Genomic DNA, 26,812 nt, shown 5'->3' with positions numbered 1-26,812 from the left:
CAGGCCCCACAGGCCCCACAGCCGAAGCAACACGCCCGGCCCGCAGAGGCACCAGCCCGACAGCCGTACCACTGCGAACGTCGCGAGCCGTGGGTGTGGGGAAGGGTGTCGGCCGGGGGGCGATGCCGCGTTGCTGGGGTTCGCGCGGGCGCTTCGGGCTGCCGGGGTCGCGGCGAGCGCCGAGCGGGTGCATGCCTTCCTGCGGGCGGTGGACGCCCTGCGCCCCGGGCTGCGGACGGACGTGTACTGGGCGGGCCGGGTGACGCTGTGCGGGGACCGGGACGACCTGGAACGCTACGAGCGGGTATTCGCCGCGTACTTCGGCACCGACGGGACACCGGCCCGCCCGGCCCGGACCACGCCCCCGCCCCGGCCGCGGCCGGTCCTGCGGGAGACGCCCGCCGGGTCGCGCACCGGCCGGCCCGGAGAGGAGCGGCAGGGGCCGCCCACCGCGACGCTCGCCAGCTCCGCCGAGGTGCTGCGCCACCGCGACGTGGCGGAGCTGGACCCCGCAGAACGCGCGCAGGTGCGCCGGCTGCTCGCCGCGTTCGCGCTGCGGGGGCAGCCGCGGCGCACCGCGCGGCGACGGCCGGCCCGGCGCGGGGACGTGGACCCGCACCGCACCGTGCGGCAACTGCTCCGGCTGGGCGGCGAGCCGGCGCTGCGGCGGCACGCGCGCGCTGAGCGGCCGCGGCGGGTGGTGCTGCTGGTCGACGTCAGCGGATCCATGGGGCCCTACGCCGACGCCCTGCTGCGCTTCGCGCACGCCGCCGCCCGGGGCCGGCGCACGGAGGTGTTCACCATCGGCACCCGGCTGACCCGGGTGACCCGGGAGCTGTCGCACCGCGACCCGGACCTGGCCATGGCCGCGGTCGCCGAGGCCGTGCCCGACTGGCGCGGGGGCACCCGCCTGGGTGAGCTGCTGCGGGAGTTCCTCGACCGCTGGGGCCAGCGGGGCATGGCGCGCGGCGCCGTCGTGGTACTGCTGTCCGACGGGTGGGAGCGCGGCGACCCGCACCTGCTCGCCGCCCAGATGCGGCGCCTTCACCGGCTCGCGCACCGGGTGATCTGGTCCAATCCCCGCAAGGCGCGTCCCGGCTACGCGCCACTCGCCGCCGGTATGGCGGCGGCGCTGCCCAGCGTTGACGACTTCGTCGAGGGTCACAGCCTGGCCGCGCTGGAGCGCCTGGCGGCGGTGGTGCAGGGCACCGGTACGGACACGGCCGGCCAGGTGCCGGGGTCGTGGGAGAGGAGCTGAGCGTGCGGGACATTCTTCCGGTGCTGGAGCGGTGGTACGCGGCGCGGGTGCCGTTCGGCCTCGCCACCGTCGTCACGGTCAGTCGCAGCGCACCGCGCGAACCCGGTGCGGCGATGGCCGTGGGGCCGGACGACGAGGTGGTGGGGAGCGTGTCCGGGGGGTGCGTGGAGGGGGCGGTGTTCGACCTGGCCCAGGAGGTCGCGGCGGGCGGCGAGGCACGGGTGGCGACCTTCGGCTACAGCGACGAGGACGCGTTCGCGGTGGGGCTCACCTGCGGTGGTGAGATCTCCGTGCTGGTCAGGCAGGTGACGCAGGAGTCCGACCCGGCCTTCGGCGCGGTCGCCGCGTCCGTCGCCGCGGGCGACCCGGTGACCATGGCGACCGTGGTCGACGGACCGGCCCCGCGCGGGGCGACGCTCGCGGTGTGGCCACACACGGTGGCGGGCACGCTGGGCGCGGCCGGCCTGGACGTGGCGGTGACCGCCGACGCCCGCGGCGAACTCGCCCAGGGTGCCACCGGACTCAGGCACTACGGTGCGCGCGGCGAGCGCCGCGAGGACGCCGTCACGGTGTTCCTGCACTCCTTCGCCCCGCCGCCGCGGATGCTGGTGTTCGGCGCGATCGACTACGCGGCCGCGGTGGCCCGTATCGGCGCCTTCCTCGGCTACCGCGTCACGGTGTGCGACGCCCGCCCGGTGTTCGCCACGCCGAAACGCTTCCCCGAGGGGGTGGAGGTGGTCGTGGACTGGCCGCACCGCTATCTGCACGGCACGGACACCGACGAGCGCACGGTGATCTGCGTGCTGACCCACGACCCGAAGTTCGACGTGCCGCTGCTGGAGGAGGCGCTGCGCCGGCCCGCCGCCTACATCGGCGCGATGGGGAGCCGCCGTACCCACCGCGACCGGCTGGAGCGGTTGATCGACGCGGGCCTGACGGAGGACGAACTCGCCCGGCTACGCTCCCCGGTGGGTCTCGATCTCGGAGCCCGTACCCCGGAGGAGGTGGCCGTGTCCGTCGCGGCCGAGATCGTCGCGCTGCGCTGGGGCGGCACCGGTACGCCCCTGACCGCGACCGCCGGAGCCATCCACGCGACCGGCTCCGCCTGAGTACGAGGAGAAGTCATGGAACTGAACCACGAGTTCACCGTACCCGTGCCGGTCGGCGACGCCTGGCGGGCGCTTCTGGACATCGAGCGGGTGGCGCCGTGCCTGCCGGGGGCCACCGTGCAGGAGTACGACGGCAAGACCGTGACCGGTTCGGTCAAGGTCAAGCTGGGGCCGATCACGGTGGCGTACAAGGGGACGGCGGTCTTCGAGGAGCAGGACGAGACGGCGCACCGCATGGTCCTCGTCGCCAGCGGCCGGGAGACGCGCGGGCAGGGCACGGCGCGGGCCACCGTCACGGGCACGCTTCAGGAGCGTGACGGCGGCACGGCGGTGGCGGTGCGGACCGATCTGACAGTGACCGGCCGCCCGGCGCAGTTCGGACGCGGGGTGCTGGCGGAGGTGGGCGACCGGCTGGTGGGGCAGTTCGCCGACTGTCTTTCGCAGCGGCTCGCCGAGACGCCGCCCGTGGCCGCCGAGGGAGCCGCCGGGGGCGCCGCGACGGAGGTGCGCGGGGAGCCCGCGGAGCACGCGGCGCGGTACGCGGAGCCGGAGCCGCTGGATCTGCTGCGCACCGCAGGAGTACCCGTCGCCAAGCGTGCCGCCATGGCGGTCGGCGCGGCCCTGGCGGTGGCGCTGCTGGTCGTGGGCGTTCGCCGGTTCCGGCGCCGCTGACCGGACGGCCACTCGGCTCTTCTTGCGGTACGGAGGGTGCCCGTGAGCCTCGATCAGTCCCTCGTTGCCACTGTGACCTGCTGTTTCGACTTGTTTGGGGTTTCTCGCGGGTTTTCCGGATTCGGTGGTGTGAGGCGGTGCGGGAAGGGTACGCGCGCCATCAACGGATGAGGCATGCATGGCCTCCGCAGCACATGTGCCGCACATCCCAGTGGGAAGGAGGTCCGTGAAAGCGCACACTCGTAGCGCCCGGGCCGCCGCCACGCATCGCGCGGCCCGGATCTCGCCGAGAAGTCGGAAACGAGAAAGGGAAGAGTGACCCCGGGGCAGCCCCTGAGTCAGGGGCTGCCCTCCTGCGTTGTCACGCCGTCGCGGGGCATCGCGTGGCACGGGTGCGTCACGGGGTCCGGCGTGGCAGCCGGTGCAGTTCCACGTCGGTCAGACGGCCGCGGGTGACGGTGGCCGTCATGTAGGTGCAGTGGGGCTGGCGACGGCGGTCGGTCGGGGAGCCCGGGTTGAGCAGGCGCAGACCGGAGGGCGCGGTGGTGTCCCAGGGGATGTGGCTGTGGCCGAAGACCAGGACGTCGAGGCCGGGGAAGCGGGCGGCGCAGCGGGCCTCACGGCCCTGGGCCGGTCCGGTCTCGTGCACGGCGCCGAAGCGCAGCCCGTCCAGGTCGGCCTCGGCCACCTCGGGCAGGCGGGCGCGCAGCTCGGGGCCGTCGTTGTTGCCGTACACGCCGATCAGGCGGCGGCTGCGGCTCTCCAGCAGGTCGAGCGTAGCGGCGTCGACCCAGTCCCCGGCGTGGAACACGACGTCGGCGTGCGGGAGTTCGGCGAGCAGTCGCGAGGGCAGTTCCTTGGCGCGCTTGGGCAGATGGGTGTCGGACATCAGCAGCAGACGCACGAGGTCAGCGTACTGCGGGGGGCCGCTGCGGCGACCCGGCGCGGATCTTCAGCCGAAACTGTTCAGTCCAGACTGGACAGTTTCGTCGGGGCGGTTCTACGGTGCTGTCATGGATCACCAGGCCGGCGAGGTACCGCCGGGCATCTCCGCCTCCGCCGCGCGCGCCGCCCGCGACCTGCGGGTGGTGTTCAGCCGGCTGCGGCGCCGGATCCGTGAGGTCGCGCGGGACGAGGACCTGACCCCGCCGCAGGTGTCGGCGCTCACCCTGGTCGGCAAGCACGGCGCCGCCACGGCCAGCGCGCTGGCCGCCACCGAGGGGGTCCGGCCGCAGTCCATGGCCGCCACGCTCGCCGCCCTGGAGCGGCACGGGCTCATCCTGCGCAGCCCCGACCCCGAGGACGGCCGGCGCCAGCTCGTCACCCTGACCGAGGGGGGCCGCGAGCGCATCGCGGGCGACCGGCAGAGCCGCGGGGAGTGGCTGACCCGGGCCCTGCAGGACCGTTACACCGAGGCCGAACGGGAAACGCTCCTCGAGGCCTTCGCCCTGCTGGAACGGCTGACCCGGCCCTGACAAGCGGCACAACCAGAAACGTTCACCCCCGAAAGGCCCGCCCCCCATGGCACTCACCGCACTCGACCCGCGCACCGCACTCGTCGTGATCGACCTCCAGGCCGGCATCGTCGCCGCGCCCACCGTCCCGCACTCCGGCGCCGAGGTGCTCTCCCGCACGGTCGGGCTCGCCGACGCCTTCCGCGCCAGGAACCTGCCCGTCGTTCTGGTCCGGGTCTCCTTCGCCGCCGACTTCGGCGATGTGCCGCCCGGCCGCACCGAGGCGGTGCGCGCCGGCGGTGGCGCGCGTCCCGAGGGCTGGGATGTGATCGTTCCCGAGTTGACGGGGCACCCGGGCGACATCACCGTCACCAAGCACAACTGGGGCGCCTTCCACGGCACCGACCTCGATGTGCAGCTGCGCCGCCGCGGGGTGACGCAGATCGTGCTGGCCGGCATCGCCACCAGCATCGGCGTCGAGTCCACCGCCCGCGCCGCCCACGAGCACGGCTACCACGTCACCCTGGCCACCGACGCCATGAGCGACATGGACGCCGAGGCCCACCGGGGCAGTGTGGAGCGGATCTTCCCACGTCTGGGCGAGACCGGCACCACCGCCGAGGTCCTCGAACTGCTGGCCAAGACGCACGGCTGACGCGGCGAGGTGCTCCGCGCCGCCTCACCGACCGCCTCCCCGGACTCCGTGACCCGGGACCCCCGACCGGACCCGGCGGCTCAGTCCTCACCCCGCACTATGTTCGACTCGTTGCCCGTGCGGTCCTGCTGGGGGCCGCCGCGGTCCTCGAGCGCGGGGAGGCAGGTGCGCACGCCCTCCTCCCGCGGACGGCGGGCCTGCGCCCAGCCCGTCTCGGGGTGCCGGACACGGTGCTTCTCGCTGGTGTGCGCGGTCACGACGCCTCATCTTCCTTCTGCGTCAGGTGCTGTGGAGCGGCTCCCTCCAAAACGCCGTGCTCCAAACGGGCCGAGTCCCCGGAAACGGCCCCGGTAAACCCCTGACCTGCACCCCGACCCTGGTCACCTGCCACCGGAGTCCCCGCTGCCGAACGCGCCGCCGGAGCCCCCGTCCCAGCGCGGGCGGGTCTGGCCCTCGCTGCGCCCGCCGGACGAGCCGAGTTCGTGCGGGGTCAGGCGGCGGCCGGCCTCCTCGGCGCGGGGCACCTCGGCCGGCTCGCGCCGCTGCCGGACCTCGTGGACCGGACCGGACTCCGGCAGCGTCGGATGCTCGCCGCCCCGGGGAGTCCGCGGCTCGCCCTGTTTGACCCTGATGCCGAGCCGGACGGCCCACACCAGGACTGCCGCGATCACCAGACCGCCGACGGCGATGACGGCGATCCCGGCGGCCGAGCCGGCGCCGGCTGCTTCGTACCAGGCGGTGTCCATCGCCGGCGGGTGCCCGGGCCCGCCCGGCCGATGCCTGCCGAGCCGGCGAGGGCGTGGCGCGGGCCCGGTCGCGGGGCAGGGCGGTAGCCTCGCCGCCGATGACCGATACGTCCGAAACATCCGCATCCGCCGCCGAGCGGCCCACCGCCCCCGCCCGCCCGTTCGGCCGGAAGCTGATGGAGTGGGCCTCGACGACCGATCACAAGGTGATCGGCAAGCTCTACATGGCCACGGCCTTCTCCTTCTTCCTGCTGGGTGGCCTGCTGGCGATGGGGATGCGCGCCGAGCTCGCGCTTCCGGGCCTGCAGTTCATGAACCAGCAGACCTACAACGAGCTCTTCACGATCCATGGCACGATCATGATGCTGCTCTTCGCCACGCCCATGTTCGCGGGGTTCACCAACGCGGTGATGCCGCTCCAGATCGGCGCCCCCGACCTGGCTTTCCCCCGCCTGAACGCCCTGTCGTACTGGATGTACCTCTTCGGCGGGCTCATGGTCGTCTCGGGGTTCCTCGTGCCCGGCGGCTCGGCGGCCTTCGGCTGGTTCGCCTACGCGCCGCTGAACAGCGCCTACTACTCCCCCGGCGCGGGCGGCGACCTGTGGGCGATGGGACTGGTGGTGACGGGTGTGTCGACCACGCTCAGCGCGGTGAACTTCATCGCCACGATCACGACCCTGCGCGCACCAGGGATGACGATGTTCCGGATGCCGATCTTCACCTGGAACGTGCTGTTCACCTCGATCCTGGTGCTGCCCGCCTTCCCGGTGCTGACCGCCGCGCTGCTCGCCCTGGAGGCGGACCGGAAGTTCGGGGCGCACGTCTTCGACGCGGCCAACGGCGGAGCGCTGCTGTGGCAGCACCTGTTCTGGTTCTTCGGCCACCCGGAGGTCTACATCGTCGCGCTGCCGTTCTTCGGGATCGTCAGTGAGATCGTCCCGGTCTTCTCCCGCAAGCCGCAGTTCGGGTACCTGCCGATGATCGGGGCGACCATCGCGATCACCATGCTGTCCGCGGTGGTGTGGGCGCACCACATGTTCGCCACGGGCGCGGTGCTGCTGCCGTTCTTCTCGATCATGTCGTTCCTGATCGCGGTGCCCACCGGGATCAAGTTCTTCGCCTGGATCGGGACGATGCGCGGCGGCTCGCTGTCGTTCGAAACGCCGATGCTGTGGTCGTCCGGCTTCCTGGTGTCGTTCCTGCTGGGCGGGCTCAGCGGGGTGCTGATCGCCTCGCCGCCGCTGGACTTCCACGTGACCGACTCGTACTTCATCGTGGCGCACCTGCACTACGTACTGTTCGGCACCGTGGTGTTCGCGATGTTCGGCGGCTTCTACTTCTGGTGGCCGAAGATCACCGGGAAGATGCTGGACGAACGGCTCGGCAAGATCCATTTCTGGCTGCTGTTCCCTGGCTTCCAGCTGACGTTCCTGGTGCAGCACTGGCTCGGCGCGGAGGGGATGCCCCGTCGGTACGCCGACTACCTGCCCGCCGACGGCTTCACCCTCCTGAACACACTCTCCTCGGCGGGGGCGTTCCTGCTCGGCGCGTCCACCCTGCCCTTCCTCTACAACGTCTGGCACACCTCGCGCCATGGACGGCAGGTCACCGTGAACGACCCCTGGGGGTACGGGCGCGCCCTGGAGTGGGCGACCTCCTGCCCGCCGCCGCGGCACAACTTCGACGCGCTGCCCCGGATCCGCTCGGAAGCTCCCGCCTTCGACCTGCACCACCCCGACATCGTCCAGCGGGCGGAACTGGAGGGACGCCGATGAAGGTGGAAGCCCTGCTCTTCGGCGGCGTCGCGCTCTTCTTCGGCGGCAGCGCCGCCCTGTACGGCGTCTGGTCGGGCGAGCCGGCCGGCACGGCGGCGCTGGTCATCGCGTGCGGAATGGCGGCGCTGGTCTCCTTCTTCTGCCTGATCCAGTACCGGCGCAAGGGGGTGCGCCCGCAGGACCGCCGCGAGGCCGAGGTCGCCGACGCCGCCGGGCCGCTGGAGTTCTTCCCGCCCGAGAGCACCTGGCCGATCACCACCGCGCTGGGCTTCTCGGTCAGCGCGCTGGGCGTGGTCTACGGGCTGTGGCTCTTCCTCATCGGTCTCGGGGTGCTGGTGCGGGGGGTGGCGGGGATGGCGTTCCAGTACGTGCACCGGGGCGAGTGACGACCGGCCCCGCCGGGGCCCCGGGCCGGCGGGACTCGACGGGGCGGTGCTCGCTCTCGTAGCCCCCGGTGATGGACTGCCGCACCTGGCCGGTCTCCTCGCCCTCGGCGAGGACCTCCTGCTCCTTGGCCAGCAGGGCGTGGCACAGGGCCCGGGTGACCAGGAAGGCGACGACAGGGGCCAGCACGAACGAGATCCGCAGCACCCAGGTGATCGTGTACACGGAGACCCGGAAGGTGGCGGCGATGACGTCGTTGCCGCCCTCCAGCAGCAGCACGCCGTAGAACACGAGCCCGGCGACGCCGAGGCCGGTGCGCACGGGGCGCTCCCGCGGCCGGTCGCACAGGTGCCGCTCCTGGTGCCACTCCCCCGTCAGCCACTGCTCGACGAACGGGTACGCGTACAGGACGGCGAACAGCAGCGCCGGCAGGACGACCGCCGGCAGGAAGGCGTTCCACATGATCGTGTGCCCGGCCACGTTGGTCTCCCAGGCCGGCATCAGCCGCAGGGAGCCCTCCAGGAACCCGACGTACCAGTCCGGCTGGGAGCCCGTGGACGCCTGGTCCGGCTGGTAGGGGCCGTACGTCCACACCGGGTTGATCTGGGCGATCCCGGCGAGCAGGAACAGCACGCCGAAGACGGTGAACTGCAGGCCCAGCGAAGAGGCGGTGAACTGGGAGAAGAGCGGTTTGCCCCGCACGTTGCGATTGCCGCGCCCCGGGCCGCGCCACTGGGTGTGCTTCAGGTAGAAGACGAGGGTCAGGTGTACGACGACCAGCGCGATCAGGACGCCCGGCAGCAGCAGGATGTGCAGGCTGTACAACCGGGGGATGATCTCGTGCCCCGGGAACTGGCCGCCGAACACGAAGAAGCTGACGTAGGTGCCGATCACCGGCAGGGACAGCATGATCGCCTGGGCGATGCGCAGTCCGGTGCCGGAGAGCAGGTCGTCGGGCAGGGAGTAGCCCGCGAAGCCCTCGGCGATGGCCAGGGCGAACAGCGTGACCCCGATGACCCAGTTGATCTCCCTGGGCCTGCGGAAGGCGCCGGTGAAGAAGATCCGCAGCAGGTGCGCGCCGATCGCGGCGACGAAGACGAGCGCCGCCCAGTGGTGGGCCTGGCGCAGCAGCAGCCCGCCGCGGATGTCGAAGCTGATGCGCAGGGTGGAGTCGAAGGCCTCCGACATGAGCACCCCGCGCAGCGGCGCGTATGACCCGGAGTAGGCGACCTCGCGCATGCCGGGCTGGAAGAACAGCGTCAGCCATACGCCGGTCAGGACCAGCAGGACCAGGCTGTACAGAGCGAGTTCGCCGAGCAGGAACGACCAGTGCTCGGGGAACGCCTTGCGCATCAGCCCGCCGCCCTCGGACAGCGGCAGCCGGGCGTCCAGGAAACCGGTGAACCGCTCACCGGCCCCGGCGCCGCGCGCGGTGCGACCGCGCCGTGCCGGGTTCACGGCTGCTCCGCTCCGCCGCCCTCGTCCGGGCCGCCTCCGCCCGCCTCCTGGGCCGACCGCGCGGCCCTCTCCACGTCGGCCTCGATCTCGGTGCGCGGCTTGCCCTCGTCGCTCGCGTACTCGCCCAGGGCGGCCTGGAGGTCACGGGCCAGGTCCCGCCAGGCCCGCCACGCCGTCTCGTACGTCTCGCTCTGCGTTCCGGTCCACTGCGCCTGCGCGGGCGGTCCGTAGTTCTGCCGCAGCTGCTCGACCCGGTCGTGTGCCTCGTCGGCCGCCCGCTGCTTGGCCACGAGCTCTTCGAAGGTGTGTGACACAGCCCAGGACCCTAAGCACGACCGGCGCACGCGACGGTCCCGACCTGCCGGGCGGGGACGCGACGCACCCGTGTGGCGGGTCGCGGGGCCGCGGGCGGTCTCAGAGCGCCAGCTCGCTCCACACCTGCTTGCCACCGCCGGCCGGCACGGTGCCCCAGGCCGCCGACATGGCCTCGACGAGGAGGATGCCCCGGCCGCCGGTGGCCTGCCAGCCGATGCTGGTCGGCTTGACCGGGGTGCGGGGCGAGGCGTCGGCGACGGCGACGCGCAGCCGCCGGTTGACGAGGGTGAGGTCCAGGCGGACCTGGCCGTCGGTGTGCACGAGGGCGTTGGTGACCAGCTCGGACACGACGAGGAGCACGGCGTCGGTGTCCTCCGTGACGCCCCAGGAGCGCAGGGTGCGCCGGGTGAAGCGGCGGGCGTGCCGGACGGCCTCGGGCACCCGCCACACCGACCAGCTCTCCCTGAGTGGGCGTACTGCCATGCCGTCGTAGCGCATCAGCAGCAGCGCGATGTCGTCGTCGCGGCGCACGCCGGTCAGCAGGACGTCGGCGACCAGGCCGAGGTGGGAGGGGTCGGCGGCGGCCAGGTCGCGGGCGAGTCGGGCCATGCCCTCGTCGATGTCGGCGTCCGCGGACTCCACCAGGCCGTCGGTGGTCAGGGCGAGCACCGTGCCGGGTTGCAGCCGCAGCGGGGTCATCGGGAAGTCGGCCTGCGTCAGGACGCCGAGCGGCGGCCCGCCCTCGGCCTCCGCGATCTCGGTACGGCCGTCCGGGTGGCGCAGCACCGGCGGGGGGTGTCCGGCGCGTACGCACCAGGCGGAGCCCTGCTCCATGTCGACCTCGACGTAGGCGCAGGTGGCGAACAGGTCGGTCTCCATCTCCAGCAGGAGGCGGTTGGCGTGCGAGACCACCACGTCCGGCGGGTGGCCCTCGGCGGCGTAGGCGCGCAGGGCGGTGCGCATCTGGCCCATCAGGGTGGCGGCGCCCGCGTTGTGGCCCTGCACGTCGCCGATGACGAGGGCCACGTGGTGGTCGGGCAGCGGGATCACGTCGTACCAGTCGCCGCCGACCTCCAGTCCGGCGGTGGCCGGCAGATAGCGGGCCACCGCCTCGGCACCGGGCAGGCCCGGCAGTCGGCTGGGCAACAGGGTGCGCTGGAGCATGCCGACGAGTTCGTGCTCGGCGTCGAAGGCGCGGGCGCGCAGCAGGGCCTGCCCGGCCAGGCCCGCCGAGGCGGTGAGCAGGGCGCGTTCGTCGGGGCCGAAGTCGTGCGGGGTGTCCCAGCCGATCAGGCAGGCGCCCGCCATGCGGCCGGCCGCGGGCAGCGGCAGCACCGCGAGGCCGCCCGGGCCGACGTCGGCGAGAGCCGGTTCGAGGGTGGCCCCGGCGGGCCAGATCTGGGCGCGGCCCTCGCGCAGGGCGGCGGCCAGGGTGGGCATGGCCCGCACCGGCGCGTCCGGCCACTCGGTGCGCCACTGCAGGCGCCACAGCTCGGGCCAGGCCTCCGGTTCGGGCGGGTCGAGGACGGTGACGACGAGCCGGTCGTTCTCCAACTCGGCCAGGGCGATCCGGTCGGCCCGCAGCGGTGCGCGCAGCGCGGCCACCACGGCCTGGCCGACGTCCCGGACGGTGCCCGCGGTCGCCAGGGCCGCGGCGAGCCGCTGGACGCGGGCGACGTCGTTGACGCCGGGGCGCAGTGTGGAGGCGTCGGCGACGGTGCCGACCAGACGGGCCGGGCGGCCCTCGCCGCCGGGCAGCAGCCGGCCGCGCAGCCGCAGCCACCTCGGTTGGCCGCCCGGTCGCAGGGCGCGGAACTCCAGCTCCCGCTCGCCGATCGACATGTGGTCGGCCTCGACCACGGACATCAGGGACGGCAGGTCCTCCGGCACGGTCAGCGCGAGCAGCGTCTCCACCTTGCCGTCGAAGCCGGACCGGCCGATGCCGAACAGGTCCAGGATGCGGTCGCCGACCTCCACCCGCCCGCTGTCCATGGCGAGGCTGAACGCGTCCGGCGGCAGTTCCTCGCCCTGGGCGGCCTCCGCGGCGTCGGGGCACGCGACGGCCTCGGCGATCAGTTCGAGGCACGCGCGGTCCTCGCCCTCGAAGCCGCCCGGCTCGTCGGTGACGGCGAGCAGCACGCCGCCGTCCGGCCCGCGCAGGGGTAACGCGGCCAGGAAGAAGACGTCTCCGGCCGGCATCCGCCGGAAGTCGTCGGAGCCGGCGAGTTCCTCGGGTCGCAGCCACACGGGCCGGCCGGTGCGGCATGCGTCGGCCGCCGGGGACCGTCCGGCCAGGGGGTAGCTGTCCCGCAGCCCGTACAGGGTCCGCGGAACGCCGACCGACTCGGACAGGCACAGCGCCTCGCCCGTCGCGGCACGGACGTAGACGCCGGCGAACGCGGCCCCGGTGAAGACCAGGGCCTGCTCCAGCACGCGGCGCAGCCGGTCGGCGGAGGCCGGTGCGGAGGTGAGCGTTCTGAGAGCGAGTTCGGCCCGCGGGGTTCTCGTTCTTCGTGCAGTAGCGCCCTCACTGACCACATTGGTCATTACAGCGTGTATCGGACGTTTACGCAGCCCCTGTGACAGTTCCGGGAGTTCCGGGGTGGACGATGCCCGAAAGGTTCGACCGTCTGGCGGAGCGCGCGGCTGTCGGACGACGGATCGGTCCGGCCCTCCGCCGGGAGGGCCGGATCGATCCACTGACCGGCAGGCACCGCCGGCCGGCAGGCCGGTCGGTGACGTGGGGGGAGCCGGTCAGCGGCCCGGGCGAGCGACTCAGGGGGTAGCCGCCCGGGGGCCGTTCAGGGGGTCCGGGTGCGCTCGGAGCCGTACGCGGGGCCGGAGTTGTGGCCGCCCGTGTCGGACTGCTGGTCACCCGCACCGGACTGGTCGGCGACCGACTGGTCCGCACCGGACTGGTCGGCGCCGGGCTGCTGGTCGCTCGCGTCTCCCGCGGCGCCGGCCGCGTCGCCGCCACCGTCGCCCGCGCCGAGCGTCGCGCCCGTCGCCTGGAGGGCGGTGGCGACCGGCTGGAAGAAGGTCTCGCCGCCCCGGGTGCAGTCGCCGCTGCCGCCCGAGGTGAGGCCGACCGCGCCGCCGTCCTGTGTGAACAGGGGGCCGCCGCTGTCGCCGGGCTCGGCGCAGACGTTGGTCTGGATGAGACCGGTGACGGTGTCGACACCGCCGGTCTCGCTCTGGAAGTTGACGGTGGCGTCGAGGCCGGTGACCGTGCCGTTGTGCAGTCCGGTGGTGCTGCCCATGCGGAACACCGTCGCGCCGACGGTGGCCTCGGCCGCCCCGGTGATCTCGACGCTCTGCCCGTTGCCGACGTCGACCGCGCTCGGCGCCTGCGTGTTCGGGTCGTCGTACGTGACGAGGGCGAGGTCGCTGCCGGGGAAGGTGGCCTGGTCCACCGTGGCCACCGGCGCGCCGTTCTGGGAGTCGGACCACTGCTCGGCCGCGACGCCGCAGTGCCCGGCGGTCAGGAAGGCGGGGCTGCCGTCGCCCGCGGTGACGTTGAAGCCGAGGGAGCAGCGGATGGTGCCGCCCTGCGTCCGGGAGAAGATGGCGTCGCCGCCGGAGGCGAAGGTCTTGAAGGTGCCGGCGGACTTCTTCAGGGTCGCCATGCCGGAGCCGAGGACGCGGACGGTGGACTGGAGCCTGTTCCAGTTGGCGCCGGTGACCGTGCTGTCGGCGGTGACCACGACCTTGTTGGTGCGCGGGTCGACGGCCCAGGAGGTGCCGGGGATGGTGGCATCGGCCTTCAGGGTCCGCGCCGCGGACTTCAGGGCGGCGGTGCTGTTGCCGACCTGGCGGACGGTCACGCCCGCCTTCTTCGCCCGGAGGACCATGCCCGCGTCGCCGCCCGCCACGTTGACGACGAGCCGCCGTTCGGCGCTGTCGTAGTAGGAGCCCGCGAAGGAGTCCCCGAGCTCCGTGGCGAGCCGCGCGGAAAGGCCCGAGGCGTCCGCGGCCCTGAGGGTCCTGGGAGTGGCGTCGTCCGCCGCGCCGTCCTGGGAGGCGTTGGCGTTCGGGAGCAGCACCGCCGCCGCACCGAGCGCCACCACGCCGCCCGCCGCCATCGCGGCCTTGCGCTTCGGAATTCGCTTGTGACTCAAACTTCTCGACCTCCTGGGGACGGGGCCTGCACCGCCGTCCGGTGGCGGTTGGGGGACGCCTGGACGGCTGTTGGTACGCAGGGGGCGGGCACCGCGTTCAATCCCGATCGCCAACTCGCCGCGGACCATGCCGAATCGGCCAACTCCCAAGCCCAGCAGGGGCAGAGGGCACACTCCGCGACCAGGCGGCGACGGTCGGTTGCGAACAGGAAGCGGAATTCAGGCTTCAGCAAATCTACACATCGAATGCCCAACGAAGTCACCATGGTCGGAGGATCTGCACAACGGTGCGCCCCCTACGTGGGCTTCGGCGCCCGGTTCCGGACGCACCGGCGCAGACGCAAGGGAGGTGGTGCGCCGATGCGGTGCGGCGTGTGAAGAAGTCGCCGCCATGCCGTTGCCGAGCCTGCACGCTTCTCCGGTCGCACCGACAAGTGCCCTGGTGGGAGCCCTGGTTGAGTGGAAGCGGCGGGCCGCACCGTGCTTACATCCATCGCAGCGCGGGACCCCAGCCGGGCGCTCGGGAAACGGGGCCCGGTACCCGCGGTCGCGGCCGTCTTTCCCCAAGAAGGCCGCTCCCCCCTTGTGAGATATCCATATGAAGGGACGTTCCATCATGAACTCCACCCCCCAGGTTGAGACCGTCGAGATCTCCGACGCCGAGCTCGACAACGTCTCCGGCGGTCTGTCCGTGAACGCCCTGGGCACCGCCACCGGCCTGGTGGACAGCGTTGTCCCGGTCTCCGGCGTGGTGGACACCGCCGTCGGCACGTTCGAGGGTGCCACCGGTCTGAGCACCGCCCCGGTCGCCGGCCTGGTCGCCGGTCTCTGATCGCACCTCGTCGCCGCCGAGTCCCGGAACCGCACGCCGGTTCCGGGGCTCGCGGTTGCCGCAGGAAGCCGTAACGTGCAGTTCCGACAACAGGCCCTCGCCAAACTCCAGTCGCCGGAAGAACTCGACCTCCCGGTGCGGCTCGCCCGCCCCCAGGGATGGCTCGCCCTGTCCGTCACCCTCGTCGCCATGGCGGCCGCTTCCCTGTGGGCCGTGACCGGATCGGTGGCGTCCACCGTCGGCGCGCCGGCCATCCTCACGCACGGGCAGGGCAGTTACGTCCTGCAGAGCCCGGTCGCGGGGCAGGTCACCGCGGTCCTCGCCAAGGAGGGCGAGCGGCTGCCCGCGAACTCTCCCGTGCTCAAGGTGCGTACCGGCCAGGGCGAGGAGACCGTGCGCACGGTCGCCGCCGGCCGGATCACCACGCTCGCCGCCACCCTCGGCCAGATCGTCTCCACCGGCGCGAACCTCGCAGCCGTGGAGAAGGTCGCCCACGCCTCCGACCCGCTGTACGCGACCGTGTACGTGCCCGCCGAGAACGCCGCCGCCATTCCCGCCGGCGCCTCGGTCGACCTGACCGTCTCCTCGGTGCCCGCCCAGCGCTACGGCGTGTTGCGCGGCCATGTGAAGACGGTGGACCGGTCGGCCCAGTCCGCCCAGCGGATCGCCGCGTTCCTCGGGGACGGCCAACTGGGCGAGCAGTTCACCCGGAAGGGCCGGCCCGTCGCCGTACTCGTACGGCTCGACGCCTCGTCCGCGACGGAGAGCGGCCTCGCGTGGTCCTCCGCCGGCGGACCGCCGTACCGGCTCGAATCCATGACCCCGGCCGCCGCCTCGATCCGGCTGGCCGACCAGCGTCCCCTCGATTGGCTGCTGCCGTGACCACCACCCAGGAGACCCGCGGCCGCCGGCGCGCCGCCCGGCCCGGACGGCCCGTCCCCAAGGCGCGGGGCAGGACCGTCCGCACGCCCACCGTGCTCCAGATGGAGGCCGTGGAGTGCGGGGCCGCCTCGCTCGCCATGGTCCTCGGCCACTACGGCCGCCATGTCCCGCTGGAGGAGCTGCGCATCGCCTGCGGAGTCTCCCGGGACGGCTCACGGGCGAGCAACCTGCTGAAGGCGGCCCGCAGTTACGGTCTGACGGCCAAGGGCATGCAGATGGACACCGCCGCCCTCACCGGAGTGAAGGCGCCGGCCATCCTCTTCTGGGAGTTCAACCACTACGTCGTCTACGACGGCATGGGCCGCCGCCTCGGCCGGCGCGGGGTGTTCGTCAACGACCCGGGCAAGGGTCGCCGGTTCGTGCCCATGGAGGACTTCGACACCAGCTACACCGGTGTCGTGCTGGTGATGGAGCCCGGCGAGGACTTCGAGCGGGGCGGCCGCAAGCCCGGAGTCCTGGGCGCCCTGCCGGCCCGGATGCGCGGCACCGCGGGGACGATGCCGGCGGCGGTGCTGGCCAGTCTGCTGCTGGTCGTGGTCGGCGCGGCGGTGCCCGCGCTCAGCCGGACCTACATCGACACCTATCTGATCGGCGGCCAGACCTCGCTGCTGGGCGTGCTGTTCGCGTCGATGGGCGCGTGCGTACTGCTCACCGTCGTGCTGACCTGGTTGCAGCAGGCCAACCTGCTGCACGGGCGCGTCATCTCCTCCACGCTCGCCAGCGCCCGCTTCCTGCGGCATCTGCTGCGGCTGCCGGTCACGTTCTTCGCCCAGCGCAGCCCGGCCGACCTGGTGCAGCGGCTGGCCTCCAACGACCAGGTGGCCGAGACCCTCGCCCGCGACCTGGCCGCGGCCGGCGTCGACGCGGTGGTCGTGGTGCTGTACGCGCTGCTGCTCTACACCTACGATCCGCAGCTGACGTTCGTCGGCATCGGCGTGGCCCTGCTGAACGTCGTGGCGATGCGGGTCGTCGTACGGCTGCGCGCCACCCGCACGGCGAAGCTGCGCGCGGACAACGCCCGGCTGACCAACACCGCCTACACCGGGCTCCAGTTGATCGAGACGATGAAGGCGACCGGCGGCGAGGACGGCTACTTCCGCAAGTGGGCCGGACAGCACGCCGCCACCCTGGAGGAGCAGCAGCGACTCGGCGTGCCGAGCGCCTGGCTGGGCGTGGTCGCACCGGCGCTCGCCACCCTCAACAGCGCGCTGATCCTGTGGATCGGCGGAATGCGGGCCGTCGAGGGGCACATCTCGGTCGGACTGCTGGTCGCGTTCCAGGCGCTGGTGACCCGGTTCACCGCGCCGCTGACCCGGCTCAACGGCGTCGCGGGCCGCATCCAGGACTTCGCGGCGGACGTGGCCCGGCTCAAGGACGTCGAGAACTTCCAGGCCGACCCGCTGTACACCCGCCCCGGCGGCGGGGACTCCACCCGCCGGCTGCACGGGCACGTGGAGCTGGAGAACATCACCTTCGGCTACAGCCCGCTGGACAAGCCGCTGCTGACCGGCTTCGACCTGACCGTCGGACCGGGCCGGCAGGTGGCGCTCGTCGGCGGCTCGGGCAGCGGCAAGTCGACGGTCTCCCGCCTGATCTCGGGCCTGTACACACCCTGGGACGGAGTGATCCGCATCGACGGGCAGCGCCTGGAGGACATCCCGCGCGGGGCGCTGGCGGCCTCCGTGTCCTTCGTCGACCAGGACGTGTTCCTCTTCGAGGGCACGGTCCGCGACAACGTGGCCCTGTGGGACCCGTCGATCCCGGACGACGCCGTGGTGGAGGCGCTGCGCGACGCGGCCCTGTACGAGGTCGTGACGCGCCGCCCCGGCGGCATCCACAGCGGGGTCGAGCAGGACGGCCGCAACTTCTCCGGCGGGCAGCGCCAACGCCTGGAGATCGCCCGCGCGTTGGTGCGCCGGCCCAGCATCCTCGTGCTCGACGAGGTGACCAGCGCCCTGGACGCCGAGACCGAGCAGGCCGTGATGGACAACCTGCGGCGGCGCGGCTGCGCCTGCGTGGTGATCGCGCACCGGCTGTCCACCGTGCGCGACAGCGACGAGATCGTCGTGCTCCAGCACGGCACGGTCGTCGAACGCGGGCGGCACGAGGACCTGGTGGCGCACGGCGGCGCGTACGCGGCGCTGGTCAGGGAGCGGTGAGATGACGACGGCGAACGAGCCGGACCTGGTACTGGGGGCGCTCGGTTCCCTGGGCACGCCGATCGACTGCTCGGGCTTCAACCGGCTCGACCTGGCGGGCCCCCAGGAGCTGTGGCTGATCGCGGCCGGCGCGGTGGACCTGTTCGCGGTCGACGCGGCGCAGCAGGGGCACTGGCACCACCTGGGCCGGCTGGAGGCGGGCTCGCTGCTACTCGGTCCCGTAGCGGGCCCGCGGCACACCCTGGTCGCGCGCCCGCTGCGGGACTGCGTGGTGCGCCGCATCGGGCTGCGCGAGCTGTACCAGCCGGCCGGCACCCAGACCTGGTCGTACGACGAGTACGGCAACCCCCAGTACGTACCGCCGCAGACCAGCCCGCTGGAGTACGCCCTCGCGCTCGGCGTCGGCCGCGGCCTGTCCGTGCTCTTCCAGGCGCCGATGGCCGAGGAGCGGGCGACGGCGCCCACGGACGACGACGTGTTCTGGATGCAGGTCCCGCCGGGCAGCGTGCAGTACGGGTCGATGTACGGCGCTCAGGCCGCGGCCGATCTGCTGATGGACCCGGCCCTGTGGCAGAGCATGGTCGATCAGCAGTACCGGCTGCTGACCGCCCTGGACCGCTGGATCGAACAGCTGGAGCACACCCACGAGACCCGGACGGCGGCCGGTATCAAGGCCGGTGAGGCGGTGCGCGCCCAGGCCGACCGGACGCTGCTGGCGTCCATCGGCCGGTCCTCGGCGGGGCGGCCCACGGCCGCCGACACCGACGCCGGCTACGCGGCCTGCGAACTGGTCGCCCGGGCCGCCGGGATCACCCTGGCCGCACCGCCCCAGGCCGGCACCGAGAGCGACCGGCTCGACCCGGTGGAGCGGGTCGCCCTGGCCTCCCGGGTGCGCACCAGGGCCGTACGCCTTCAGGGCCGCTGGTGGCGGGAGAACATCGGTCCGCTGGTGGGTCACCGGGCGCTGTCCGGGGCGCCGGTCGCACTGCTGTGGCGGCGCGGCGGATATGTCGCCGTGCACCCGGCCACCGGGCGGGAGAACCCGGTGGAGAAGGCGAACGCGGAGGAGTTCGAGCCGCGTGCGGTGATGTTCTACCGGCCGCTGCCCGACCGTCGGCTCAGCCCGGTCGGGCTGCTGCGGTTCAGTCTGCGCGGTACCGGCGGTGATCTGCTGAACCTGCTGTCCGCCGGACTGGTGACGGTCGTCCTCGGGGCACTGGTACCCATCGCGACCGGCAAGGTGCTCGGCGAGTACGTGCCCAGGGCCGAGCAGGGCCTGATCGTGCAGGCGTGTCTGGCCGTGATCATCAGCAGCGTGGTGGCGGCCGCCTTCATGCTCCTGCAGAACCTGACCGTCCTGCGGCTGGAGGGGCGTATCGAGGCCACCCTCCAGTCGGCCGTGTGGGACCGGCTGCTGCGGCTGCCGACGAAGTTCTTCACCGAGCGGTCCACCGGCGAGCTGGCGAGCGCGGCCATGGGGGTCAGCGCGATCCGCCGGCTGCTGGCGGGGGTCGGCCCGGTGGTCGTCCAGTCGGTGACCGTGGGCGCGATGAACCTGGGGCTGCTGTTCTGGTACAGCGCCTCCATGGCGCTGGCGGCGCTCGGCATGCTCGTGGTGATCGGCGCCGTGTTCCTCGGGCTCGGGCTGTGGCAGGCGCGGTGGCAGCGGCGTCTTGTGGTGCTCACCAACAAGCTGAACAACCAGGCCTTCCAGACGCTGCGGGGGCTGCCGAAGCTGCGGGTGGCGGCGGCCGAGAACTACGCGTACGCCGCCTGGGCGTCCCAGTTCGCGCACAGCCGTGAGCTTCAGCAGAAGGTGGGCCGGATCAAGAACCTCACCACGGTGCTGGGCGCGGTGTACCTGCCGGTGTGCACGCTGCTGATGTTCATGCTGCTGGCGGGCCCGGCGCGCGGCTCGATGTCGGCGGCGGCCTTCCTGGCCTTCAACACCTCGGTGACGATGCTGCTGACCTCGGTCACCCAGCTGACCGGCGCCTTCGTCTCGGCGGTGGCCGCGCTGCCGCTGCTGGAGCAGATCAGGCCGGTGCTGGACACCACCCCGGAGGTGCGCACGGCCAGTACCCGGCCGGGGCCGCTGTCCGGCGCGATCGAGGCGCGGCGGCTGTCGTTCCGCTACACCGACGACGGGCCGCTGGTCCTCGACGACGTGTCCTTCGAGGTGCGGCCGGGCGAGTTCGTGGCGATCGTCGGACCCAGCGGCTGCGGAAAGTCGACGCTGCTGAGGCTGCTGATCGGGTTCGACCGGCCGCTGTCCGGCAGCGTGCTGTACGACGGCCAGGACCTGGCGGCCCTGGACCAGTCGGCCGTGCGGCGGCAGTGCGGGGTGGTGCTCCAGCACGCGCAGCCGTTCACCGGTTCCCTCCTGGACGTCATCCGCGGCACGGAGCCGTGCACGGCCGAGGAGGCGATGGCGGCGGCCGAGCTGGCGGGGCTGGCGCGGGACATCGAGCGGATGCCGATGGGTCTGCACACGATCGTCTCGGGAAGCGGCGCGGTCTCCGGCGGCCAGCGGCAGCGGCTGATGATCGCCCAGGCCCTGGTGCGCCGGCCGCGGATCCTCTTCTTCGACGAGGCGACCAGCGCCCTGGACAACGACACGCAGCGCACGGTGATCGAGAGCACCCGCAAGCTCAACGCCACCCGCGTCGTCATCGCGCACCGGCTGTCGACGGTGCTGGACGCCGACCGGGTCGTCGTGATGGAGGACGGCAAGGTCATCCAGCAGGGGCCGCCCGCCGAACTGCTCGCGGACACGGGCGGGCGGCTGCACGAACTGGTGCGGCGGCAAATGGCGTGAGGGCCGGTCCGGGCCGTTCGGTCCCGGCCCGGGTGGTTCAGTCCTGGCCCGGGACGGGGGCTCCGGAGGGGACTCCGGCGGCGATGTACGCCTCGTAGAAGCCCTTCCACGGGGCGTGGACCCCGGCGTGCGGTCCCTCGAAGCGCTCGCCGCGTGCCCTCGCGTCCAGGGCGGCCAGGCAGACCTCCCAGCCGGCGCCGTTGCGGGCGGCGGTGTCCTCGGCGGCGAGGACGTCGGTGAGGGTGAAGCGGGTGTGCCGGTCGTCGATTTCCTCGAGGTCGAAGTGGAGTTCGCTGCCACCCCACTCGAAGGACAGGTGCCCGGGCGGGTCGACGGCGAGCACGGTGCCGGTGAACTCCTCCGCGCCCGTCTCCCCACGGAAGGCGATGGTGCCGCCGGGCCGCAGATCCATCTCGGCACGGAACGGGAACCACTGCGCGAGTTCCCCGGGGTCGGTCACGAAGTGCCAGACGCGGTCCACGGGGTGGCCGTAGGCACGGGTGAAGCGAAGGGCGGGGCGGCCGTCGCCCAGCCGCAGAAAGGTGCCGGTGAGGTCGGCGGGCATGGAGATCAGTCCTTCGTCTGCTCGGAGGGTCGGGCGTCGACGGAATGTACCGGGCCGGGCCCGTACGGGACGCATGGAACCGCCGGGGCGGTCGCGACGGCCCTCACCCAGAGGCACTCCGGCCCCAGGGGCACTCCGGCCGATACCAGGGGCCGGCGGGCGGCCCCACTCCGCCGCCGGCCCCTTTGTACGGAATCGCCCGGCCCCCGCGGCAGGGCCCGCACTCCCCAGTCACGGGACCCTTCAGGTGTGCGCGGGGAACGCGCGATCCCGGCTCTCAGAACGCGAAGAAGCTCGTCACCGAAGCGTTCTTCACGCACTCGTTGGCATAGGCGCGCTCGTAGGAGACGCGCCTGCCCTGCCAGACGCCCTGGGCCGTGACCACCACGGGGTTGTACTCCCTGGTGCACGCCACCTGGTCGTTCGCCGTCAGCGCCTTGAAGTCACCGTCCGCACCGCGCAGTTCCGCGCACGCCTCGGTCGCGGCCGGGTGGGTGCCGGAGGGCGCCGGCGCGCAGCTCAGGGTGACGGCGCGCTCCGGTGCGGCGTTCGCCGCGCCGACGCCGTGGCCCACGGTGAGCACCAGGGCCGAGGGGGCGTAGAGCCCGGCAGTGGCCGGTGCGGGGCCGGCGAGAGCCGGCGCCGTGAGGGGCCCGCAGACGGCGGTGGCCGTCAGGCCGAGGGTCGTAGCCCAGCGCGCGGTGTTCCGCATCGTGTGCTTCCTTCCGCTGGAAGTCGTCGGGTGCCGGCCCCGGCTCGGTCGGTGCCGGAGCGGCGTGCGGGAGTCTGCCGAGTCCGCGGCGGAAACTCACGTCGAACCCGCGGGTTTCGGTAACCTTGCGTATTGAATCAGTGGCGAGAAGTCACGGAACGCCGAAGCGACAAGCCTTTGCCCATGGGCCCGGCGATCATCGGATCCGGCCGGATGGCCTGTTTTCCCGCGCTCGTCAATCGTCCTGAAACACTCCCGTTCCGCTCTCGGCGGACTTGTCCGCGACCCCTTGCGTTCATGTTCGAGCCACGTAATCGTCATTACATGATTACGACAGAGCAGCGAGAGAAAGTGCGCGGCTGGTTCGCCGGCCGCCTGCCGGACGATCTGTTCGAGGAACTGGTCGAAGTGGCGCTGGACCGCGAGGAGATCACCGTCATCGGCCGGATTCCCGCCCCCCGGCTCGCCGGGGACGCCGGGCCCGCGGAGCGGGAGGCGGCCGTCGAGGGCCGGGTGCGGGAGTTCCGGGAGCGCACCCGCGAGGACCGGATGGCGGTGGCCCGCGAGGCCGAGCACCGGTTCGGCCGGAAGGTGTCCTGGGGCGTGGAGTGCGCCGGGCGGCGCGCCCTGTTCACGCATGTCGCCGCGCCCGTCATGACCCGGCTGCGCCAGCCCGAGCGCCAGGTCCTCGACACCCTGATCGCGGGTGGCGTCGCCCGCAGCCGCAGCGACGCCCTCGCCTGGTGCGTGCGCCTGGTCCAGCAGCACACCGACGACTGGCTCGGCGAACTGCGCGCGTCGCTGGAGCACGTACAGCGGGTCCGGGCCCAGGGGCCCGATGCCCGGCCCGAGGACACCCACGACGAGGAGACTCACGACGAGGAGACTCACGACGAGGACAGCCGCGGCCGGGGCGCCCGTGGCGGGGAGGGGTGAGCAGGGGTGGAGGATTCATCCACCGGTGGCGTGAAAGATGGACGAACCGTCCTCTGGTGCGGCTCACGCACGGCGCCTTAGCGTCAGCGGACCCCCGAGGACGGTGCCCTTCCCGCCGCACACCCCACGCCGGCGAGCGCCCGTCCACCCGCCGCGCCACCACGCGCTCCACCGCCGTCCTCCGATGGAGCCCCCATGTCCTCGCAGCAGTCACCGCAGGCCCAGCCGCCCACCCCCTCCCCCGCCGCGCCGTCCGTCCCAGTTCAGGCCAAGACGGATCGTCATTCACCCTCAACGACCTGCACAGATTCACTAGTTGGCGTGGTAGGTTGTGAGTCGTGGGGGAATGCAAATGAAGCGGGCGTTCAAGTACCGCTTCTATCCGACTGATGCGCAGGCAGCCGAGCTTTCGCGCACTTTCGGCTGCGTCCGCAAGGTGTACAACATGGCGCTGGCCGCCCGTACCGAGGCGTGGACGCTGCGGCAGGAACGGGTCAACTACAACGCCACATCGGCGATGCTGACGGCGTGGAAGAAGACCGAGGAACTCGCCTACCTCAACGAGGTCTCCTCCGTCCCGCTTCAACAGGCACTCCGGCACCTGCAAGCGGCGTTCACCCACTTCTTCGGCAAGCGGGCCAAGTACCCACGGTTCAAGTCACGGAAGAGGTCGCGGAAATCCGCCGAGTACACCACCTCGGCGTTCCGGTTTTCTGACGACAGGCTGACCCTGGCAAAGATGGCCGAACCACTGGACATCGTGTGGTCCCGTCCGCTGCCTGCGGGTGCGCAGCCGTCCACGGTGACCGTGTCGGAGGACACGGCCGGCCGCTGGTTCGTCTCCCTCCTAGTGGAGGATCCCGGCCTCACGCCACTCCCGGACAACGGCAGCGCTGTTGGCGTGGACGTCGGCCTGGACCACCTGCTGACCCTGTCGACCGGGCAGAAGATCACCAACCCGCGGCACGAGCGACGCGACCGCGCACAGCTGGCGAAGGCGCAGCGGGAACTGTCCCGCAAGGCCCCGGGCGACGGCGCGAACCGGGCCAAGGCCCGCCGCAAAGTCGCCCGCATCCACGCCCGCATCACCGACCGGCGGCGCGACCATCTACACAAGATCACTACTCGGCTCGTTCGTGACAACCAAACGATCGTGGTCGAGGACCTGACTGTTCGGAATCTGCTGAAGAACGGTCATCTCGCCCGCGCCATCAGTGACGCGGCGTGGCGCGAGTTCCGCAGCATGCTGGAGTACAAGGCAGCTTGGTACGGCCGTGCGGTGATCGCGGTCGACCGCTGGTTCCCCTCCTCCAAACTGTGCTCGGCCTGCGGAGCATTGCAGGAACGGATGCCGCTGCAGGTGCGTACCTGGACGTGCGACGGCTGCGGTGCCAGCCATGACCGCGATGTGAACGCGGCGAACAACCTTCTGGCCGCCGGGCTGGCGGTGTCGGCCTGTGGAGCCGGTGTAAGACCTCAACGGAGAACTCCGGGCGGGCAGTCGGCGACGAAGCAGGAATCCCCACGGCGCGAGCCGTAGGACTCCCACCTTTCAGGGGGCGGGAGGAAGTCAAGCTGTTCGTCAACAAGACTGCGGGCAGTTGGCGGCGCTGCCCACCGCCAACGCCCGACTGATGCCGGGCCAGCCCGACCTGTCGGTTGCCGTGATCATCCGGCTCGACGCCCAGCCCCACCCGGGCGAGCTGCCATCCGGCATGTCGAAGAACGTCACGAACCTCCAGCGGCTGTTCGGGCCCGCGAGGTGGAGGTATTCCTGTTCCCGCTGCGGCTTGCCGGGGCGGACAGGGCTCCGATGCGGGCTGTGGTTCACGTCAACTCGCCGTAAGCCGCGATGTTGTTGTCACACCCCACCGATACGTTGGCGGGCATGACTCATTTCGTACTGGTGGCGGGCGCGTGGCTGGGTGCGTGGGCGTGGGACGAGGTGGTGCCCGGCCTGCGGGAGGCCGGGCACGACGTCCACGCCCTCACCCTCGGCGGCCTCGCCGAGAAGAAGGACCTGCCGGCCGGTCAGCGGACCCACGTCCAGGACATCGTCGGCCATGTGGAACGCCACGACCTGCGGGACGTCGTCCTGGTCGGGCACAGCTACTCGGGCATCCCGGTCGGGCAGGCGGCCGAGCGAATCGGCGGCCGGCTGCGGCGCGTGGTGTTCGTCGACTCGAACGTCCCGGTCGACGGCCGGTCGTTCCTCTCGGGGTTCGACAGTGACGACGTCCGGCGGGCGCTCGACGCGAACGACGGCTGCTGGCCGCCGCTGCCTCCGGACGCCTACGCCGGCCAGGAACTGACCGCCGAGCAGATCCACCGCATCGTCACCGAGGGCACGCCGCACCCCGGCGCCACGCTCACCGAGCCGGCCGTGCTGCGGCGTCCGGTCGGCGAGCTGCCGGCGACCTACGTCAAGTGCCTGCTGGACGGACCCGAGCCGCCGCCCGTCGTGGCCGAGGCGCTCAAGGGCGAGCGCTGGGAGCTGGTGGAGACGGACACCGGCCACTGGCCGATGTTCTCCCGGCCCCGCGAACTCGCCCGGATCCTGGTCGAGTCCGCGGCCGTGGACTGACGAGCGGGCGGTCCGCTCCCGGAGGTGCCGGCCCGCGCCTACCGGCCAGTATCGTCGGGTGACGTGCGTGACGGGCGACTTCGGGAGGGACGGATGGCGAAGCACTGGGCGGACTTCCAGTACGAGATCTATCTCAACGGCATGACGGGCGCGGTACCGCGGCTGCCCACCGACCTGACCCGCCTGGAGGAGCTGACCGAACAGCGGCTCGGCCCCGGCCCGGTGGGCTATGTGGCGGGCAGCGCGGGCAACGGCAGTACGGCGCGGGCCAACCGGGCCGCCCTGGACCGGCGCCGGATCGTGCCGCGCATGCTCCGGGACGTCCACGCGCGCGATCTGTCGGTGGAGGTGCTGGGCCGGGCCCTGCCGGCCCCGCTGGCGCTGGCACCGGTCGGGGTGCTGTCGATCCTGCACCCGGACGCGGAGCCGGCGGCGGCGCGGGCCGCCGCGGCGCAGGGCGTGCCGTTCGTCCTGTCGTCGGCCTCCAGTACGCCCCTGGAGCGGGTCGCCGAGGCGATGGGGGACGCCGAGCGCTGGTTCCAGCTGTACTGGGCCAAGGACCGCGAGGTGACCCGGAGCCTGTTGGGCCGGGCCAGGGCGTCCGGGTTCAGCGTCCTGGTGGTCACCCTGGACACTCCGCTGCTGGCCTGGCGGCCCCGCGACCTGGACCAGGCGTACCTGCCGTTCCTGCACGGCGTGGGCACCGCCAACTACTTCTCCGACCCAGCCTTCCGGGCGGGTCTGGCCAAGCCGGTGCACGAGGATCCCAACGCGGCGGTGCTGCACTTCGTGGGCATGTTCGCCGACCCAGGCAAGACCTGGCCGGATCTGGCCTTCCTGCGGGAGAACTGGGACGGCCCGATCGTCCTGAAGGGCATCCTGCACCCCGACGACGCCCGCCTGGCCGCCGACGCCGGTATGGACGGCGTGGTGGTGTCCAACCACGGCGGGCGCCAGGTGGCCGGCTCCGTCGCGGCCGCCGACGCGCTGCCCCGGGTGGCCGAGGCGGTCGGCGACCGGCTGACGGTCCTGTTCGACAGCGGTGTGCGCACCGGGGACGACGTGTTCAAGGCGCTCGCCCTCGGTGCGCGGGCGGTGCTGCTGGGCCGGCCGTACGCGTACGGGCTCGGACTGGACGGCCAGGCGGGCGTCGAGCACGTGATCCGGTGTCTGCTCGCGGAGTTCGACCTCACGCTCGCCCTGGCGGGACACGCCGGGCCGGACACGGTCGGCGCGGGCGACCTCGTCGAGGACCCCGCCTGACCCGAGCCGGCCGGCCGTGGCCGCCGCCCGGACGCGCCACCCCCCGGCCCGGCGCCC

General features: G+C 72.7%; 24 protein-coding genes. 15 read left to right on the top strand and 9 right to left on the bottom strand.

The features are described 5' to 3' along the window. Window positions 1-130 precede the first annotated feature (130 nt). From ACWEK3_RS28145 to ACWEK3_RS28135, 3 genes are read left to right on the top strand one after another with little or no spacing between them, the layout of a single operon-like run. On the top strand, window positions 131-1,258 hold the full coding sequence (locus ACWEK3_RS28145; RefSeq protein WP_453250892.1) for a vWA domain-containing protein: 1,128 nt from the start codon (window positions 131-133) through the stop codon (window positions 1,256-1,258). Between the two features lie 2 nt (window positions 1,259-1,260). Beyond that, entirely contained in the window at window positions 1,261-2,367 is a 1,107-nt protein-coding gene (locus tag ACWEK3_RS28140) for an XdhC family protein (protein ID WP_384436009.1), read from the top strand. A 15-nt stretch (window positions 2,368-2,382) separates the two neighbouring features. Continuing rightward, window positions 2,383-3,039 (top strand): SRPBCC family protein, encoded by a 657-nt coding sequence (locus ACWEK3_RS28135; RefSeq protein WP_453250891.1) that lies wholly within the window; start codon window positions 2,383-2,385, stop codon window positions 3,037-3,039. A 397-nt stretch (window positions 3,040-3,436) separates the two neighbouring features. On the opposite strand, the gene ACWEK3_RS28130 is transcribed toward ACWEK3_RS28135, so the two are convergent. After that, a complete protein-coding gene (locus ACWEK3_RS28130; RefSeq protein ID WP_450538596.1) occupies window positions 3,437-3,943 on the bottom strand; it encodes a metallophosphoesterase family protein in 507 nt (168 codons plus the stop codon). Window positions 3,944-4,052: 109 nt separating this feature from the next. On the opposite strand from ACWEK3_RS28130, the gene ACWEK3_RS28125 reads away from it, so the two are divergent. Together ACWEK3_RS28125 and ACWEK3_RS28120 are read left to right on the top strand one after the other, a co-directional pair. Further along, complete coding sequence (locus ACWEK3_RS28125) at window positions 4,053-4,514, top strand: MarR family winged helix-turn-helix transcriptional regulator (RefSeq protein ID WP_450538594.1); 462 nt, start codon at window positions 4,053-4,055, stop codon at window positions 4,512-4,514. A 46-nt stretch (window positions 4,515-4,560) separates the two neighbouring features. Then, window positions 4,561-5,148, top strand: a complete 588-nt coding sequence (locus tag ACWEK3_RS28120) for a hydrolase (RefSeq protein WP_450538592.1) — start codon at window positions 4,561-4,563, stop codon at window positions 5,146-5,148. 80 nt (window positions 5,149-5,228) lie between these two features. Here ACWEK3_RS28120 and ACWEK3_RS28115 read toward each other — a convergent pair whose 3' ends face one another. Beyond that, window positions 5,229-5,405 carry a hypothetical protein gene (locus ACWEK3_RS28115; protein WP_365418004.1) on the bottom strand — a complete coding sequence of 59 codons (177 nt, stop codon included), beginning with the start codon at window positions 5,403-5,405 and terminating at the stop codon, window positions 5,229-5,231. A 123-nt stretch (window positions 5,406-5,528) separates the two neighbouring features. Continuing rightward, a complete protein-coding gene (locus ACWEK3_RS28110) occupies window positions 5,529-5,894 on the bottom strand; it encodes a DUF6479 family protein (protein WP_453250890.1) in 366 nt (121 codons plus the stop codon). A 176-nt stretch (window positions 5,895-6,070) separates the two neighbouring features. On the opposite strand from ACWEK3_RS28110, the gene ctaD reads away from it, so the two are divergent. Together ctaD and ACWEK3_RS28100 are read left to right on the top strand one after the other, a co-directional pair. Then, on the top strand, window positions 6,071-7,669 hold the full coding sequence (ctaD, locus tag ACWEK3_RS28105; protein ID WP_390725932.1) for an aa3-type cytochrome oxidase subunit I: 1,599 nt from the start codon (window positions 6,071-6,073) through the stop codon (window positions 7,667-7,669). Next, the gene (locus ACWEK3_RS28100) at window positions 7,666-8,055 is read left to right on the top strand and encodes a cytochrome c oxidase subunit 4 (protein WP_384435985.1); all 390 of its coding nucleotides are present in this window, start codon (window positions 7,666-7,668) and stop codon (window positions 8,053-8,055) included. The genes ctaD and ACWEK3_RS28100 overlap by 4 nt, the downstream gene beginning before the upstream one ends. Here ACWEK3_RS28100 and qcrB read toward each other — a convergent pair. The 4 genes from qcrB to ACWEK3_RS28080 form a co-directional block, all read right to left on the bottom strand. After that, window positions 7,985-9,406 (bottom strand): cytochrome bc1 complex cytochrome b subunit, encoded by a 1,422-nt coding sequence (gene qcrB / locus ACWEK3_RS28095; protein ID WP_453250910.1) that lies wholly within the window; start codon window positions 9,404-9,406, stop codon window positions 7,985-7,987. The two genes, ACWEK3_RS28100 and qcrB, sit on opposite strands and share 71 nt — an antisense overlap. A gap of 101 nt (window positions 9,407-9,507) precedes the next feature. Continuing rightward, complete coding sequence (locus tag ACWEK3_RS28090; RefSeq protein WP_450538588.1) at window positions 9,508-9,825, bottom strand: hypothetical protein; 318 nt, start codon at window positions 9,823-9,825, stop codon at window positions 9,508-9,510. A gap of 100 nt (window positions 9,826-9,925) precedes the next feature. After that, a complete protein-coding gene (locus ACWEK3_RS28085) occupies window positions 9,926-12,373 on the bottom strand; it encodes a SpoIIE family protein phosphatase (RefSeq protein WP_453250889.1) in 2,448 nt (815 codons plus the stop codon). A 254-nt stretch (window positions 12,374-12,627) separates the two neighbouring features. Beyond that, window positions 12,628-13,944 carry a S1 family peptidase gene (locus ACWEK3_RS28080; protein ID WP_453250888.1) on the bottom strand — a complete coding sequence of 439 codons (1,317 nt, stop codon included), beginning with the start codon at window positions 13,942-13,944 and terminating at the stop codon, window positions 12,628-12,630. A gap of 616 nt (window positions 13,945-14,560) precedes the next feature. Here ACWEK3_RS28080 and ACWEK3_RS28075 point away from each other — a divergent pair. The 4 genes from ACWEK3_RS28075 (at window position 14,561) to ACWEK3_RS28060 (ending at window position 20,695) form a co-directional block, all read left to right on the top strand. After that, the gene (locus tag ACWEK3_RS28075) at window positions 14,561-14,776 is read left to right on the top strand and encodes a type A2 lantipeptide (protein WP_450538584.1); all 216 of its coding nucleotides are present in this window, start codon (window positions 14,561-14,563) and stop codon (window positions 14,774-14,776) included. A gap of 75 nt (window positions 14,777-14,851) precedes the next feature. Beyond that, the gene (locus ACWEK3_RS28070; RefSeq protein WP_453250887.1) at window positions 14,852-15,658 is read left to right on the top strand and encodes an HlyD family efflux transporter periplasmic adaptor subunit; all 807 of its coding nucleotides are present in this window, start codon (window positions 14,852-14,854) and stop codon (window positions 15,656-15,658) included. Then, the gene (locus ACWEK3_RS28065; RefSeq protein ID WP_453250886.1) at window positions 15,655-17,877 is read left to right on the top strand and encodes an NHLP family bacteriocin export ABC transporter peptidase/permease/ATPase subunit; all 2,223 of its coding nucleotides are present in this window, start codon (window positions 15,655-15,657) and stop codon (window positions 17,875-17,877) included. Before ACWEK3_RS28070 ends, ACWEK3_RS28065 begins: the two co-directional genes overlap by 4 nt. A gap of 1 nt (window position 17,878) precedes the next feature. Further along, on the top strand, window positions 17,879-20,695 hold the full coding sequence (locus ACWEK3_RS28060) for an NHLP bacteriocin export ABC transporter permease/ATPase subunit (RefSeq protein WP_450538582.1): 2,817 nt from the start codon (window positions 17,879-17,881) through the stop codon (window positions 20,693-20,695). Window positions 20,696-20,732: 37 nt separating this feature from the next. Here the strand turns inward: ACWEK3_RS28060 and ACWEK3_RS28055 are convergent, their stop codons facing one another. Both ACWEK3_RS28055 and ACWEK3_RS28050 read right to left on the bottom strand, forming a co-directional pair. Further along, the gene (locus tag ACWEK3_RS28055) at window positions 20,733-21,260 is read right to left on the bottom strand and encodes an SRPBCC family protein (RefSeq protein ID WP_361417847.1); all 528 of its coding nucleotides are present in this window, start codon (window positions 21,258-21,260) and stop codon (window positions 20,733-20,735) included. Between the two features lie 277 nt (window positions 21,261-21,537). Then, window positions 21,538-21,972, bottom strand: coding sequence for a subtilase-type protease inhibitor (locus ACWEK3_RS28050; protein WP_453250885.1), 435 nt, complete (start codon window positions 21,970-21,972; stop codon window positions 21,538-21,540). A gap of 324 nt (window positions 21,973-22,296) precedes the next feature. On the opposite strand from ACWEK3_RS28050, the gene ACWEK3_RS28045 reads away from it, so the two are divergent. The 4 genes from ACWEK3_RS28045 (at window position 22,297) to ACWEK3_RS28030 (ending at window position 26,755) form a co-directional block, all read left to right on the top strand. Then, window positions 22,297-22,908 carry a hypothetical protein gene (locus ACWEK3_RS28045; RefSeq protein ID WP_450538578.1) on the top strand — a complete coding sequence of 204 codons (612 nt, stop codon included), beginning with the start codon at window positions 22,297-22,299 and terminating at the stop codon, window positions 22,906-22,908. A gap of 352 nt (window positions 22,909-23,260) precedes the next feature. Next, window positions 23,261-24,448, top strand: a complete 1,188-nt coding sequence (locus ACWEK3_RS28040) for an RNA-guided endonuclease InsQ/TnpB family protein (protein ID WP_450571209.1) — start codon at window positions 23,261-23,263, stop codon at window positions 24,446-24,448. 348 nt (window positions 24,449-24,796) lie between these two features. Beyond that, window positions 24,797-25,492: an alpha/beta fold hydrolase gene (locus ACWEK3_RS28035; protein WP_450538574.1), complete on the top strand. Its 696-nt coding sequence runs from the start codon at window positions 24,797-24,799 to the stop codon at window positions 25,490-25,492. A 93-nt stretch (window positions 25,493-25,585) separates the two neighbouring features. After that, a complete protein-coding gene (locus ACWEK3_RS28030) occupies window positions 25,586-26,755 on the top strand; it encodes a lactate 2-monooxygenase (RefSeq protein ID WP_450538573.1) in 1,170 nt (389 codons plus the stop codon). Window positions 26,756-26,812: the final 57 nt, after the last annotated feature.

It is taken from the genome of Streptomyces sp. NPDC004721 (assembly GCF_053601495.1).
The sequence above is the reverse complement of the archived record's forward strand: the minus strand, read 5'-3'. Positions and strand labels throughout refer to the sequence as shown.

Bases quoted from the DNA above. Each gene is read 5' to 3' on its own strand.
- ACWEK3_RS28075 (WP_450538584.1), top strand. From the start codon at position 14,561: ATGAACTCCACCCCCCAGGTTGAGACCGTCGAGATCTCCGACGCCGAG.
- ACWEK3_RS28085 (WP_453250889.1), bottom strand. From the start codon at position 12,373: ATGACCAATGTGGTCAGTGAGGGCGCTACTGCACGAAGAACGAGAACC.
- ACWEK3_RS28040 (WP_450571209.1), top strand. From the start codon at position 23,261: ATGAAGCGGGCGTTCAAGTACCGCTTCTATCCGACTGATGCGCAGGCA.
- ACWEK3_RS28100 (WP_384435985.1), top strand. From the start codon at position 7,666: ATGAAGGTGGAAGCCCTGCTCTTCGGCGGCGTCGCGCTCTTCTTCGGC.
- ACWEK3_RS28110 (WP_453250890.1), bottom strand. From the start codon at position 5,894: ATGGACACCGCCTGGTACGAAGCAGCCGGCGCCGGCTCGGCCGCCGGG.
- ACWEK3_RS28055 (WP_361417847.1), bottom strand. From the start codon at position 21,260: ATGCCCGCCGACCTCACCGGCACCTTTCTGCGGCTGGGCGACGGCCGC.
- ACWEK3_RS28060 (WP_450538582.1), top strand. From the start codon at position 17,879: ATGACGACGGCGAACGAGCCGGACCTGGTACTGGGGGCGCTCGGTTCC.
- ACWEK3_RS28120 (WP_450538592.1), top strand. From the start codon at position 4,561: ATGGCACTCACCGCACTCGACCCGCGCACCGCACTCGTCGTGATCGAC.
- qcrB (WP_453250910.1), bottom strand. From the start codon at position 9,406: ATGCGCAAGGCGTTCCCCGAGCACTGGTCGTTCCTGCTCGGCGAACTC.
- ACWEK3_RS28050 (WP_453250885.1), bottom strand. From the start codon at position 21,972: ATGCGGAACACCGCGCGCTGGGCTACGACCCTCGGCCTGACGGCCACC.
- ctaD (WP_390725932.1), top strand. From the start codon at position 6,071: ATGGAGTGGGCCTCGACGACCGATCACAAGGTGATCGGCAAGCTCTAC.
- ACWEK3_RS28035 (WP_450538574.1), top strand. From the start codon at position 24,797: ATGACTCATTTCGTACTGGTGGCGGGCGCGTGGCTGGGTGCGTGGGCG.
- ACWEK3_RS28030 (WP_450538573.1), top strand. From the start codon at position 25,586: ATGGCGAAGCACTGGGCGGACTTCCAGTACGAGATCTATCTCAACGGC.
- ACWEK3_RS28135 (WP_453250891.1), top strand. From the start codon at position 2,383: ATGGAACTGAACCACGAGTTCACCGTACCCGTGCCGGTCGGCGACGCC.
- ACWEK3_RS28125 (WP_450538594.1), top strand. From the start codon at position 4,053: ATGGATCACCAGGCCGGCGAGGTACCGCCGGGCATCTCCGCCTCCGCC.
- ACWEK3_RS28045 (WP_450538578.1), top strand. From the start codon at position 22,297: ATGATTACGACAGAGCAGCGAGAGAAAGTGCGCGGCTGGTTCGCCGGC.